We start from the raw sequence: 13,824 nt of genomic DNA on the forward strand, positions 1-13,824 counted from the left end.
GCGCGACCCTCAGCCGCCGTACGCCGCCCGCACGAGGTCGAGCAGCCGGCCCACCTCGGGCGAGTCGCCGAGGCGGTCGACGGGGACGGCGAGCGGGATGCGCCAGTTCTCGCGCTCGGTCGTGCCCGGCACGTTGGGCCGGCGCTCCTCCAGCACGGCGTCCTCGAGCGACAGCGCGACGAGCAGCGAGGGCGCCTCGACGAGCTGGCGGTAGGCCGCCTGAACGGCGTCGGCCGGACCCGCGCCGTCGTCCAGCGGCTCCCGGGTGAGCCGGGAGAGCAGCTCCTCGCGGCCGCTGCGCACGTCGTCCTCGGGCATGTCGGTGGCGTCGAGCTGGTCCCTGGCGTCCGCGCCGGTCCACAGCCCCGCGACGGTCGGCAGGTCGTGGGTGGTCACGGTCGCGAGCGCCTCGCGCGGCCACGAGGACGGGGCGTCGTCCTCGAACCACAGCACCTTGTAGGACAGGATGCGCCGCTCCGCGAGCGCCTCGGCGACCCCGGGCTCGACGGTGCCGAGGTCCTCCCCCACCACCACGGCCTGCGCCCGGTGCGACTCGAGCGCCACGATGTCGAGCAGGTCGTCGCTCGGGTAGCGCACGTAGCCGCCGCCCCGGGCGTCGCCCTCCTCCGGGATCCACCAGAGCCGGAACAGCCCCATCACGTGGTCGATGCGCAGCCCACCCGCGCCCGCGATGGTCGCGCGCACCGACTCGACGAACGGCTCGTAGTCGGCCGCCCGCAGCCGCCACGGCACGAGGGGCGGCGAGCCCCAGTCCTGGCCGAGGGTGTTGAGCGCGTCGGGCGGTGCGCCCACGCTCACGCCCTCCGCGAGAACGTCCTGCCACGCCCACGCGTCGGCACCGCCGCCCGACACCCCGATGGGGAGGTCCTGGATGACGATGAGGTCGCCGGAGGCCGCGCGCAGCTGGGCGTCGAGCTGCCACTGCAGCCAGGCGTGGAAGCCGACGTCCTCGGCGTGCTCGGCCCGCCACGTCGCCACGCCGTCGCCGCGCGGGTCGCGCAGCTCCGTGGGCCAGCCGTGCCAGTCGATGCCGTGCTGGGCGCCGAGCGCCTCGGCCAGCGCGCTCCAGGTCGCGAACTCCTCGAGCGGCTCGCCCTGCTCGTCGCGCCAGGCGGCGAAGGCGCTGTCCGCTCCGCCGCTGCGGTCGTACGCCGCGCGAAGGGCCGCGCGCTTGAGGGCCCAGGCCGCGTCGCGGTCGACGAGGTCGGTGGCGGCCACGGCGTCACGGCGGGCCGTGTCGACGTCGCCGGGCTCGTGGCCGGGGACGTCCTCGACGCGGAGGTAGACGGGGTTGCGGAACCTCCGGGTGGCGGGCAGGTAGGGGCTCGCCTCCATCGAGGAGCCCTCGACCACCGGCGCGACCGCGTGGAGCGGGTTGACCAGCACGAACCCGCCGCCGGCGGCCTCGGTCAACTCCCGCAGGGTGCGCAGGTCGCCGAGGTCGCCGATGCCCCAGCTGCGCGTCGAGCGGGCGGCGTACAGCTGGACCGCCCAGCCCCAGGTGGGCTCGTCCGGCAGCCAGCACCGGCCCGGTGACACGACCAGCCGGCGCTCCATGCCCGCGGCGGTCGTGAGCCGGTGGTAGCCGAGCGGGAAGTCCTCGGGCAGCCGCCCGTCGACCTCGCGCTCGGTGCCGTCCTCGCAGCGCACCTGCACCCGACCGAGGCCCAGCTCGCGCCCGGGCCGGGTCACGACGGGCGCCCGGTCCTCGAGGTCCGCCGGCGGGGTGCCGATCGCCTCGCGCAGGCGGCGGACCGTGTCGGCGTCGGCCTCGTGCACCTCGTCGGCGGCGTCGAGCCAGCGGTGCTGGACGCCCCAGTCGTCCACAGCGGAGTCGAAGGCGGCGTCGGTGGGGGTCTGACTCACGAGGGCCCGGTAGCCATCCGGGCCCCCGTCAGACGGGCTCTCAGCCGCGCGTCAGTTGCGCGCCGCGGCGAGGCGGGACTGCACCCGCGTCACGGCGGCGGCGTGCTCCGGGTCGCCGCTCATCACCGCGGCCAGCCGCAGGTGCGGCAGCGCCTCGGCCGGGCGCGACTGGCGCTCCAGCGCGCGACCCAGCGCGTGGCGGCTCCACACGTCGGTGGGGTCGTCCTCGACCAGCGACGTCAGCTCCTCGGTCGCGCGGCCCAGCTGGGCGCGGGCGAGGAAGGCCCACGCGCGCAGCGTGCGCAGCCCGGTGTTGCGCGGGTCCTCCGCCAAGGCGGGCTCGATGACGGCCAGGGCCCCCGCGGGAGCGCTGCGCTCCAGCAGGTCGTAGGCCACGCGGAAGGCGGACTCGGGCGCCTCCTGGCCCGGGAACACCAGGGCCGGGGCGACCAGCTCGGACTCGGTCTCGTCGCTCATGTCCTGACAACGCTGCGTGCGCACTCACCATTCCGACCGGTGGTCGAGGACGAAGTCCCGTCTCGGAACCACCCGACCGGGAGAGTGGTTTCGAGACGGGCCTAGCGGCCCTCCTCAACCACCGGCGGGGACGGCCCAGCGGCCCTCCTCAACCACCGGGGCGACGGTCGCCGCCGCGACCTCCCTCGTGACGCTCAGCGGCCGACGAGGACCCGCCGCTCGGCCATCGGGGCGGCGTACGTCGGGGTCTGGGCGCGCAGGTGGATGTTGAGCAGGAGCCCGACCGCGAGCATGCCGGCGAAGAGGGACGAGCCGCCGTACGACACGAACGGCAGCGGCACGCCGGTGACGGGCATGATGCCGAGGCACATGCCGACGTTCTGGAAGGCCTGGAAGCCGAACCAGCAGGCGATGCCGGCGGCGGCGACGCGGCCGAAGACGTCCTCGGCGCGGCGGGCGATGACCAGGGCGCGCCAGATGACGACGGCGAGCAGCGCGACGAGGAGGCCGGCGCCGACCAGGCCGAGCTCCTCGCCGGCGACGGTGAAGACGAAGTCGGTCTGCTGCTCGGGCACGAACCCCGAGCGGGTCTGCGAGCCCTGGAAGAGGCCCTGGCCGAGGAGGCCGCCGTTGCCGATGGCGATACGGGCCTGCTCGACGTTGTAGCCGGCACCGCGGGGGTCGAGGTCGGGGTCGACGAAGGCCAGGAACCGGTCGACCTGGTAGGCCTTCAGCACCCCGGCGGTGACCGCGCCGACGGCGACGGACACGGCCGTGACGACCACACCGACCAGCCAGCGACGTCGGGCGCCGGAGACGGCGAGGACGCCGAAGACCGTCGCCGAGAGGACCAGCATCGTGCCGAGGTCGGGCTGCAGCAGGATCAGCGCGGCGGGCAGGCCGGCGATGGCCAGCATCAGCACCACCTCGGCGGTGCCGACCCGCGAGCGCCAGCGCCCCTCGGCGCGCTCGGCGATCACGAGCGCCATGCCGACGACGACCGCGAGCTTGGCGAACTCCGACGGCTGGATCGACATGCCGGCCAGGCGCACCCACGAGCGCGAGCCGTTGATCGTCGACCCCGCCGTCAGCACGAGCACGAGCCCCGCGATCGAGGCGGCGTAGATCACCGGCACCACGATGCGCACCCACCGGTGCTCGGTGACGGTCACGACCGTGAGCAGCACGAGGCCGATGGCGATGTTGACCAGCTGCTTGCGCAGGTACGCCGTCGGGTCGCCCCCCGTGAGCACGTCGCGGCTGCTGGTCGCCGACCAGACGAGCAGCGCCGAGAGCACGAGGAGCGCGAGGACCGAGCCGAGCAGGACCCAGTCGAGACGGCGCAGGGAGAAGGCCCGGGAGGTCGCGGTCGCAGTGGTCACTCGTCCTCCTCGGAGCGGGTGGGCGGCAGGATCGAGCCGTCGTCCATGAACGTCGGCAGCCCGCTGGGCGGGGTCGTGCCGGCGATGGCGGCGTTCGCGGGGTCAACACTCTCCCCGTCGATGCCGTAGAGCGCCTCCCAGATGGCGCGGACGCCCTCGCCGGAGGTGCCGGAGCCGGTGCCGCCCTGGCTGACCATCATCACGACCACGTAGTCGTCGTCGTAGGACGCGACCCAGGAGGTCGACTGCTTGCCGTAGACCTCGGCGGAGCCGGTCTTGGACCGGATGGGCACCTGGTCGAGGGGGAAGCCGCCCATCTTCCAGGCCATGGTGCCCTCGCGGGTGACGCCCTGCAGGGCCTGGTCGATGTAGTCGATGACGCTCTTCGGCAGGTCGAGCTCGCCGGTCTTCTTCGGCGCGAACCGGCGCAGCACCTCGCCGTCGGGGCTGACGACGGCCTTGGCGACGCGCGGGGCGTAGAGCGTGCCGCCGTTCGACAGGGCGGCGTACGCGCGGGCGAGCTGGAGCGGGGTGACGATCGTGTCGCCCTGTCCGATCGCGAAGTTCACCGCGTCGCCGGCGCGGTAGGCGTAGCCCTCGACGCAGAACTCCTGGGCGAACTTGTAGACGAAGTCGCTCGTGGTGCCGTCCTGCGGCTTGTCGGCGATGTCGCAGTAGAACGAGCGCATCTGCTTCCAGTACGACCGCTTCCACTCCCGGTCGGCGATGCGACCGGGCGCCTCGCCGGGGATGTCGATGCCGGTGCGCGAGCCGAAGCCGAACGCCTTGGCCTCGTCGACGAGCGGGTCCTTGGCCTTGACGTCGTCGACGTCGGAGCCGAAGCGCTGCCAGTAGTCGTAGCCGACGCGGTAGAAGAAGGTGTTGCAGGAGACCTCGAGCGCCTTGGCGAAGTCGATCGAGCCGTAGGCGCCGGACTCGTAGTTCTTGAAGTCGCGGTTGCCGACGCGGAACGACGAGGAGCAGTCGAGGTGGGTGTCGGTGGAGTAGCCGTGGGTGAGCGCCCCCGCGGTCATGAACGGCTTCCAGGTCGAGCCGGGTGCGAACTGGCCCTGGGTCGCCCGGCCGAGCAGCGGCTCGCCGGCGGCCTTGGAGTAGAGCCGCGAGAGCTCCTTGTTGGTGATGCCGCCGACCCAGACCGAGGGGTCGTACGTCGGCTGGCTGGCCATCGCGACGATGCGGCCGGTCTTGGCCTCCATCACCACTGCGGCGCCGGAGTCGGCGACGTAGTTGCGCCCGGTGACCGGGTCGAGGGTGGCGCGGGCGGTGGAGATGGCCGTGGCGAGCTGCTGCTCGACGACCGACTGCACACGGGCGTCGAGCGAGGTGACCAGCGTGTCGCCGGGCTGGGCCTCGACCTCGTCGGCGTCGCCGATCACGCGACCCATCGAGTCGACCTGCACCGAGGTGTAGCCGGGCATCCCGCGCAGCCAGGAGTCGTACTCCTTCTCGACCCCGGCCCGTCCGACGACCGACGCGCCGTTGAGGGAGTCGTCGCCGTCGGCCTTCGCGGCGTCGTACTCCTCCCCGGTGACGGGGCTGAGGTAGCCGAGCACGTGGGCGGCGTTGATGCCGTACGGCGCGGGGTAGGCGCGCAGGCTCTGCTGCTCGGCGGTGACGCCCGGGAAGTCCTCGGGCTGCTCGAGCACCCGCAGCGCCATCGGCTGCGGCACGTCGGAGGCGACCGGCACAGGCTGGAACGGCGAGCCGTTCCAGCACTCGCCGATCACGGCGTCGTCGTCGCCGCAGGTGACGAGCTTGCGCTGGATCTTCTTGACCGGCACGTCGGTCACGGTGCGCACGCGCTGCAGGAGCTGGCGCTGCTCGTCGTCGGGCAGCTTGGCGAGCGTGCCGCGGTCGATCGAGACGACCCACGAGGTGCGGTTGGCGACGAGCGGGCGCCCGACGTCGTCGACGATCAGCCCGCGCTGGGGCTGTGTGACGACCTCCCGCACCGACTGGTCGGCGGCCTGCGCGGCGTACTGGTCGCCGTCGACGACCTGGAGGTAGTAGAGACGCACCAGCAGGGTCGCGAAGAGGGAGAAGACCAGCGCCTGGACGACCACCAGGCGCAGGCGGCTGCGGTTCTCGCCTGTCCTGCTCATCGGCTGCTCATCGGCTGCTCATCGGCCGGTCACGGGCGGCTCAGGCCCAGCACGCGCACCCGGTCGGGCTCGACGCGCTCCAGCAGGGCCAGGGTCAGCGGCACGACGGCCAGGGCGAGCACGACGTCGTAGCCGAGCGCGACCGCGCTCGTGCGCAGCAGCTCGCCGGTGGCGACCGCGGGGTCGCTCAGCACGATCCCGCTCAGGGCGAAGACGGACGTGCCGACGAACGACGACGCGGCGGCCGCGCCGAGCCACTGGACCGGGCGGGGCTCACCGGTGCTGGTGAGCCGACCGGCGACGTAGCCGACGACGAGCAGGGCGAGCGCCCAGCGGCCGGCGACGTGGTCGGCCGGCGGGGCGAGGTCTAGCAGCAGCCCGGCGACGAAGCCGGTGGCGAGGCCGACCTGCGAGCCGTGGCGCAGCGCGACCGCGGCGACGACCAGCAGCACGAGGTCCGGGCCGACGCCCTCGACGGTGAGCCGCGAGAAGACCGTCGTCTGGAGCACCAGCGCGACCGAGACCGCGAAGGCGATCGCGAGGTTGCGGGCGTTCACCGCAGGCTCCCGTCGACCTCGATGACGGCGCGGTCGCTCGTGGTGCCCGACGGGACGACGACGCCGACCTGGTCGAGCGCCGAGAAGTCGACGTAGGGCGTGATGACGGCGCGCTGGGTCGTCTCGCGCAGGCTGGAGTAGACCGACTCGACGGTGCCGATCGGCACCCCGGAGACGTACGGCGCGCCGTCCTGGCTGCCCCAGGTGACCACCGGCTCGCCCGCCTTCGGCACGTAGGTCTGGTCGACGAGCTCGAGGTCGAGCCGCGAGCCGTCGCCGAGGTCGCCGCGCCCGTGGAGGAAGCCCACCTTCATGCTCGAGCCGACCCGGCCGCCGACGGTGGAGTCGGCGTCGGTGACGAGCAGGACCGTGGCGGTGGTGGCGCTGACGCGCAGGACGCGCCCGACGAGTCCCTGGCCGTTGACGACGGTCATGTCGGGTGCGAGACCAGCGCGGGCGCCGGCGTCGATGGTGACGGTGCGCGAGAACGACTGCGCCGAGCCCATCGCGGTGACCCGGGCGGGCACGAGGGCGTAGCCGAGCGACTCGGCGGTCGCGGTGAGGTCGTCGTACTCCTGCAGGCGGTTGCGGTCGTAGTCGTCGCTCGCGAGCTGGGCGCGCAGCTGGTCGGCCTCTGAGCGGGCGGAGGCGAGGTCGGCGGCCATCTCGCGGCGGCTGCGCACCCACGACGGGAGCGCGGCGACCGGGTCGACGACCGTGGTGGCGGCGTTCTCGACGGGGCCGTAGACCTCACCGACCGCGCGGCGCAGCGGGTCGACCGGTGAGGAGCCGTCGGCGCCGGCGACCTGGTCGACAGCCATCAGCGCGAGGCTGGTGAGCACGAGCGCGGTCACGAGCGAGCGCCGGGGGCGGCGCGGGTCGTGGGGCTCGAGGCTGCCGCGGCGGTTGAGCCGGTCGCTCATGCCGATCGCGCCAGCCTGCGGCGCTCGGTGACCAGCACCTGCTGCAGCGCCTCGAACTCCTCGACGCAGCGACCGGCGCCGAGCGCCACGCTGGTCAACGGCTCGTCGGCCACGTGCACGGGCATGCCGGTCTCGTGGCGCAGCCGCTCGTCGAGGCCGCGCAGCAGCGCTCCCCCGCCGGTCAGCACGATGCCGCGGTCCATGATGTCGCCGGCCAGCTCGGGCGGGGTCTGGTCGAGGGTGACCCGCACGGCGTCGACGATCGCGTGCAGCGGCTCCTCGAGCGCCTTGCGCACGTCGGCGCTGGTCAGCGTGATGCTGCGGGGCAGGCCGCTGACCAGGTCTCGACCGCGGATCTCGGCCTGGCGGTCGGCCGGGCCGGGGTACGCCGAGCCGAGGGTCTGCTTGACCTCCTCGGCGGTCGCCTCGCCGAGCAGGAGGCCGTGCTCCTTCTTCATCCACGTCGTGATGGCGCGGTCGAGCTCGTCGCCCGCGGTGCGCACGCTCAGGCTGGTGACGATGCCGCCGAGGCTGATGACCGCGACCTCGGTGGTGCCGCCGCCGACGTCGACGACCATGTTGCCGGTGGCCTGGTGCACGGGCAGCCCGGCGCCGATGGCGGCGGCCATCGGCTCCTCGATGATGTAGACCCGGCGCGCGCCGGCCTGGTAGCCGGCCTCCTTGACCGCCCGCTGCTCGACCGCGGTGATGCCGCTCGGCACGCACACGACCATCCGCGGCTTGGCGAGGTAGCGGCGGCGGTGCACCAGCGCGATGAAGTGGCGCAGCATCTGCTCGGTCGCCTCGAAGTCGGCGATGACGCCGTCCTGGAGGGGGCGCACCGTCGTGATGTCCTCGGGCGTGCGCCCGACCATCCGCTTGGCGTCGTGGCCGACCGCGACCAGCTCGCCCGTCTTCTCGTTGACGGCGACGACGCTGGGCTCGTCGACGAGCACGCCCTTGCCTCGGACGTAGACGAGCGTGTTGGCGGTCCCGAGGTCGACCGCCATGTCACGGCCGACGAGGTTGTTCGCCATCCGGGTTAGTCCTTCGTGCGTCGTGGTGCTGCCGGGGAAGCTGCGGGGAAGACAGAGACGCGCGCCGCACCCGCCTCTGGCCCTCCGAGGCTAGGTGGCGCAACCGGCCCCTCCCGGGAGACTCGCCGAGACGGGAGTGACGGATGTGACTGGAGGTGGCTTTCCACGCCGACCCGGCGCGAACTGCTGCTGTGCGTACGCCGACCCGGCGCGAAGTGCGGCTGTGCGTACGCCCACCCGGCGCGAACTGCTGCTGTGCGTACGCCGACCGGCGCGAAGTGCTGCCGAAATGAGGCCGACCCGGCGCACAGTGCGCCGGGTCGGCTCGGTCCGCCGTACGGCGGGAGGAGGGGGGTCAGAGACCGGGGAACCAGAGCCCGATCTCGCGCTCGGCGGACTCGGCGGAGTCGGAGCCGTGGACGAGGTTCTCGCGGCCGCTGAGCGAGAGGTCGCCGCGGATGGTGCCGGGGGCGGCCTTGCGACCGTCGGTGGCGCCGTTGAGGCCGCGCACGACCTCGACCGCCTCGTCGCCCTCGAGCACCATCGCGACGAGGGGGCCGCTGGTCACGAAGTCACGAAGCGGCGGGTACCACTCCTTCTCGACGTGCTCGGCGTAGTGGCGGTCGGCCGTCTCGGCGTCGATCGTCCGGTGCTCGAGCGCGGTGAGCGTGAGCCCCTTGGCCTCGTAGCGGGACAGGATCTGTCCGACGAGTCCGCGGCGGACGGCGTCGGGCTTGAGCAGGACCAGGGTGCGCGCCATGGCGCCGACCCTACTGGGCGTCGTAGGCGGCGTAGGCCGCAGCCCGCTCGGCCTCGATCTTGCGGCCGAGCAGGTAGGCCGTGGCCCAGAGCGCGGCGAAGACCGCGCCGAGGAAGAACATCAGCGTGACGACGAACCCCAGGCAGATGGCCGCCACCTGGATCGCCCACCCGAGCAGGTAGGCCCCCTCGCTGCGCAGAGCGCCGGCGGTGAGCAGGCACAGCACGGCGAGCCCGATGCCGACCGTCACGGCGATGGGTGCGGAGACGTCGGCGATCACGATCATCACCGGCGTCGTGAGGGCGAGGACGATCGCCTCCAGGCTGAGCGTGGCCGCGCACATGCCGCGGCGCGGGGAACGGGTGCGCTCGCGGTCGACGGGTGCCCCGACCGGGCCCTGCTCGCTCATCGACGGCCCCGCTTCAGCATCGCGCGAGCCTCGCCCGCGGTGACGACCGAGCCGGTGACGAGCACTCCGCCGGTGCCGATCGAGGCGGTCGCGCCCTCCTCGGCCAGCGTCGTGGCCTCCTCGAGCGCGTCGTCGAGGCGGGGTACGACGGTGACGCGGTCCTCGCCGTAGATCTCGCGCGCGACCTCCGCCAGCTCCTCGGCCGGCATGGCCCGGTCGGTCGAGCTCTGGGTGACGACGAGGTGGGCCAGGTGCGGCTCGAACGCCGCGAGCAGGCCCTCGGCGTCCTTGTCGCCCATGACGCCGATGACCCCGATGAGCGGGTCGAGGGTGAAGGAGTCCTCGAGCGCGGCGGCGGTGGCCTCGGCGCCGTGCGGGTTGTGGGCGGCGTCCAGGATGACCGTCGGGCCCTGGCGCACGATCTCGAGGCGCCCGGGCGAGGTGACCTGGCCGAACGCCGCGTGGACGAGCTCGGCGTCGAGCGGCTCCGAGCCGCCGACGAACGACTCGACCGCGGCCAGCGCGACGGCGGCGTTCTGCGCCTGGTGGGCGCCGTAGAGCGGGAGGAAGACCTCGTCGTAGCGCGCCCGCACCCCCTGCAGGGACACGACCTGGCCGCCGACGGCGGGCGTGCGGGACACGACCCCGTAGTCGACGCCCTCGCGCACCGCGGTCGCGCCGACCTCGGCGATGCGCGCGGCGAGCACCTGGGCCACCTCGGGCTCCTGCTCGGCGATCACGACGACGGAGCCGGGCTTGATGATCCCGGCCTTCTCGACGGCGATGGCGGCCGGCGTCTCGCCGAGGTACTTCGCGTGGTCGACCGCGATCGGCAGCACCACCGCGACGGCCGCGTCGACGACGTTGGTCGCGTCCCACGTGCCGCCCATGCCGACCTCGACGACGGCGACGTCGACCGGGGCCTCGGCGAACTTCGCGTAGGCCATCGCCACCACGGTCTCGAAGAACGACACCGGGTGGGCCTCGGACTCGTCCACCATGCCGACGTACGGCGCGACGTCGTTGAACGCCGCGACGAACTCCTCCTCGCCGAGCGGCTCGCCGTCGATCGAGATGCGCTCGGTCATCGACTCCACGTGGGGGCTGGTGAAGCGGCCGGTGCGCAGGTCGAGCGCGCGCAGCAGGGTGTCGATCATCCGGCTGGTCGAGGTCTTGCCGTTGGTGCCGGTGAGGTGGACGACGGGGTAGGCCGTCTGGGGGTCGCCGAGCAGGTCGACGAAGGCCCGGATCCGGTCGAGCGAGGGCTCCAGCCGGGTCTCGGGCCAGCGCGAGAGCAGGGCGTCCTCGGCCTCCGCGAAGGTCTGGGCGAGCCGGGGTGCGTCGGTCTCGGTCATGGTCCTGTGAGTCTAGTTGGGTGGCTCGATCACGAGGTTGGCCATGTCGACGACCGCGCGGTAGCCGATGGCGGCGTAGACGTGGTTGGAGACGGGGTTGTCGACGTCGGTGAACAGGCACGCCAGGTCGCCGTCCTCCAGGATCCGCCGGGTGACGTGGGCGGTCAGCGCGCCCGCCCAGCCGCGACCGCGCTGCTCGGGCGGGGTGAAGACCGGCCCGATCCGCACCACGCCCCCGGCCGACGGGTTGTGGGCGACGAGGCTGACCGGGACCCCGTCGGCGTCCTCCCACAGCCAGACCCGACCCGACTCGACGCGGGCCTGCACCTCACCGCCCTCGAAGACCTCGGTCTCCCCCGCCGGGTCGCGCCCCGCCTGCACCGCCGCGTCGTGGTGGAACGCCGTGAACCACGCGAACGCGACCTCCTCGTCGGCCGCGGTCGCGAGCCGCGCGCGGCCGGGCCGGTCGGGCTCCACCAGCGCGGCGAGGTCGTCGACGACGTGGAGTCGCATGCCCTCGTGCACACGCACCGTCCCGGTGCCCGCCGCCAGCTCGGTCGCGACCAGCTCGACCGCCGGCAGCGCGCCGTTGACCGCGGTGATCGCCTCGCCTCGCGCGCGCAGCGCCCGCCCCAGCTCGCGCGCGGCCACGTCAGGCATCGGCAGGGCGTAGAGGGGGTGCGGCGCGAACGGCGCTGTGCGCATCGCGACGCCGACGACCTCGCCGCGCTCGTCGGCGGCGACCACCCACCACCGGGGGTGGTCACCGACGGGCCGCCCGGCCTCGTCGTCCTCGACCGCCCGGACGGCGACCGACCCGACCACCGTCGTGACGACCGGATCCGCGTCGAGCCAGGCACCGGCCCGGTCGAGGAAGGCCCGCGGCTCGTCGTACCACTCCAGCGTGTAGGTCACTCGGCGACGTTAACGGCGCGCGGCGCCCGACCGCCTCCGGTTTCCGCCCCGCCCCTCCCGCTTGTAACGCGGAGTTGGTGACGGTTCCGACCCGTTGCAACGGGTCGCCAGGATCACCAACTCCGCGTTACAGCTGGCGGGCGGCGAGGGGGATCAGCCAGGTGGCGGTGCGCTCGAGGCCGAGGTCGGGGGCGCTGAGGCGGGCGCGGACGCCGGCGTGCTGGGGCGGGCCGAAGCGGTAGGCGTAGGAGACGTCGGCGAAGCGGCCGAGCAGGGCCTCGACGCCGTACGACGCGTGGCCGTGCGCCGGCAGCGACACCTCCGCGGCGCAGGTCTCACCGACCGAGCCGTCGGGGCGCAGCAGCTCCACCTCGAGGGTGGCCTCCAGCGGCGCAGGACCGTCGTGGGCCACGTGCACGTCGAGGCCGTTGAGCCCCTCGTCGACGACCCACACCGCGGTCGGCTGCAGCACCGGCGCCAGCGCGAGCGCCGCGGGCTTGGGACGGCCGGTGCTGTCGAGCAGCCCCCAGCCCGCGCCCGGCTGCACGTCGCGCAGCCACAGCACGATGCCGCCGCCGCAGCCCGACCCCGGGCGGCGCCACTCGCCGAACACGTCGGCCATCACCTCGCCGGTCACCCGCCGGGCCTCGTCGCCGTCGGGCGTCGCGTCGGCGCCGTACCGCTCGCGCAGGTAGTGCTCGCGCACGTCGGCGAAGTCCCAGTCGGCGCCGTTGTCCTGCGGCACTCCCCCTCGTACGTCAGCAGGAGAGTCGGGCGCGGGGAGGTTCGAGAAGGCCAGGCACTCGGCCGCGAAGCCCACCCGGCTGTGCCGGGCGTCGGGGAGGGCACGGAGGTAGGCGCCGACGCCGAAGTACTGCGCGATGCCGGTGTCGACGCGGATGACCGGGTCGCCGCCCGAGGGCGAGGAGTCGACCCACACGGCGTCGGTCGCCGACCCGCGGACCAAGAGCGCGAGCAACGCGGCGAGCTCGCGGGCCGCCCCGGTCGAGGGGCTGACGCCGAACATCGCCGCCTGCTGCTCGTGCTCGGCGGAGCCGCAGACGACGGCGGTCGACGGGTGGCGCGCGAGCAGTGCCGTGACGACGCGCACCTCGCCCTCGACGGTGGCGGCGAAGCCGGGGTCGGCGAGCGGGTAGTCGAACGTCGCGAACATCAGGTCCTGCCAGACCAGCAGCCCTAGCTCGTCGCAGCGGGCGTGGAACGCCTCCGACTCGTAGGCCGCGATGCCCGGCACCCGCACCAGGTTGAGCCCGAGCGCGACGGCCTCGTCGAGCGCGTCGAGCGGACCGGGCGTCCACACCGCACCGCGGGCGAAGACGCGCACGCCGTTGACCCACAGGTCGAGGGAGTCGGTCGAGCGGTTCTCGACCGTGCGGAAGCCGACCCGCAGCACGTGCCCGTCGACCTCGACGTCGTGGAGGTGGGGCGTGCCGTGGGTGTGGGGCCACCACGGCTGCGCGTCGGGCACCCGCACCGAGCGCCCGTCGGACAGCTCGACGACCCCGGTGGTGCCGTCCAGCCACGTGCGTACGACGCGCGGCGGGCGAGGACCCGTCACCAGCGTCACCGGCAGGTGCGGCCCGACCACGGGCGGGCCGGGCGAGAAGCCGGGCGCGCGCCCCAGCAGCTGGGTGCGCACCCAGCGCAGCCGCGCGTCCTCGACCAGCATCGTGCGCCAGCGCTGACGCGGCTTGCGGGCCGTCTCGTCGAGGACGGGCGCCAGCGGGTGCACGACGATGCGCACCTCGTGGGCCCCGGCTCCCACCGGCACCTCGTGGCGCTCGAACTGCGAGCGTCCCGACGCCGCGACCTCGCCGTCGACCAGCAGGTCCCAGACCGTCGCGATGCCCTCGACCTCGAGGACGCCGTCCTCGGGTGCCTCGACGCGGGCGACGAAGACGTGCTCGACCTCGTCGGCGTCCGGCCCCGGCTCCGGCGTGAGCCGGGTGAAGGAGAGGACCGAGCGGGTCACGGGACC

Annotated in this window: 12 protein-coding genes; all 12 read right to left on the reverse strand. The window is 73.9% G+C overall.

Annotation, left to right across the window (positions count from 1 at the left end; genetic code table 11):
• Window positions 1–9: 9 nt before the first annotated feature.
• Window positions 10–1,887 carry a 4-alpha-glucanotransferase gene (malQ, locus tag GRQ65_RS01500; protein ID WP_160874429.1) on the reverse strand — a complete coding sequence of 626 codons (1,878 nt, stop codon included), beginning with the start codon at window positions 1,885–1,887 and terminating at the stop codon, window positions 10–12.
• Between the two features lie 51 nt (window positions 1,888–1,938).
• Window positions 1,939–2,364 carry a tetratricopeptide repeat protein gene (locus GRQ65_RS01505; RefSeq protein WP_160874431.1) on the reverse strand — a complete coding sequence of 142 codons (426 nt, stop codon included), beginning with the start codon at window positions 2,362–2,364 and terminating at the stop codon, window positions 1,939–1,941.
• Between the two features lie 194 nt (window positions 2,365–2,558).
• Entirely contained in the window at window positions 2,559–3,746 is a 1,188-nt protein-coding gene (rodA, locus tag GRQ65_RS01510; RefSeq protein WP_160874433.1) for a rod shape-determining protein RodA, read from the reverse strand.
• Entirely contained in the window at window positions 3,743–5,869 is a 2,127-nt protein-coding gene (mrdA, locus tag GRQ65_RS01515) for a penicillin-binding protein 2 (protein ID WP_160874435.1), read from the reverse strand. The genes rodA and mrdA overlap by 4 nt, the downstream gene beginning before the upstream one ends.
• Window positions 5,870–5,898: 29 nt before the next feature.
• Window positions 5,899–6,426, reverse strand: a complete 528-nt coding sequence (gene mreD, locus GRQ65_RS01520; protein ID WP_160874437.1) for a rod shape-determining protein MreD — start codon at window positions 6,424–6,426, stop codon at window positions 5,899–5,901.
• Complete coding sequence (mreC, locus tag GRQ65_RS01525) at window positions 6,423–7,349, reverse strand: rod shape-determining protein MreC (RefSeq protein ID WP_160874439.1); 927 nt, start codon at window positions 7,347–7,349, stop codon at window positions 6,423–6,425. The genes mreD and mreC overlap by 4 nt, the downstream gene beginning before the upstream one ends.
• Complete coding sequence (locus GRQ65_RS01530) at window positions 7,346–8,386, reverse strand: rod shape-determining protein (RefSeq protein ID WP_160874440.1); 1,041 nt, start codon at window positions 8,384–8,386, stop codon at window positions 7,346–7,348. The genes mreC and GRQ65_RS01530 overlap by 4 nt, the downstream gene beginning before the upstream one ends.
• 355 nt (window positions 8,387–8,741) lie before the next feature.
• Entirely contained in the window at window positions 8,742–9,146 is a 405-nt protein-coding gene (ndk, locus tag GRQ65_RS01535) for a nucleoside-diphosphate kinase (RefSeq protein WP_160874442.1), read from the reverse strand.
• Between the two features lie 10 nt (window positions 9,147–9,156).
• Window positions 9,157–9,555 carry a DUF4233 domain-containing protein gene (locus tag GRQ65_RS01540; RefSeq protein WP_237447513.1) on the reverse strand — a complete coding sequence of 133 codons (399 nt, stop codon included), beginning with the start codon at window positions 9,553–9,555 and terminating at the stop codon, window positions 9,157–9,159.
• Window positions 9,552–10,910, reverse strand: coding sequence for a bifunctional folylpolyglutamate synthase/dihydrofolate synthase (locus GRQ65_RS01545; protein WP_160874444.1), 1,359 nt, complete (start codon window positions 10,908–10,910; stop codon window positions 9,552–9,554). Before GRQ65_RS01545 ends, GRQ65_RS01540 begins: the two co-directional genes overlap by 4 nt.
• Before the next feature lie 12 nt (window positions 10,911–10,922).
• Window positions 10,923–11,825, reverse strand: a complete 903-nt coding sequence (locus GRQ65_RS23675; protein WP_160874446.1) for a GNAT family N-acetyltransferase — start codon at window positions 11,823–11,825, stop codon at window positions 10,923–10,925.
• Between the two features lie 127 nt (window positions 11,826–11,952).
• A complete protein-coding gene (locus GRQ65_RS01555) occupies window positions 11,953–13,818 on the reverse strand; it encodes a glycoside hydrolase family 2 protein (protein ID WP_160874448.1) in 1,866 nt (621 codons plus the stop codon).
• Window positions 13,819–13,824: the final 6 nt, after the last annotated feature.

This window comes from Nocardioides flavescens, from assembly GCF_009823805.1.
Classification (GTDB): domain Bacteria; phylum Actinomycetota; class Actinomycetes; order Propionibacteriales; family Nocardioidaceae; genus Nocardioides; species Nocardioides flavescens.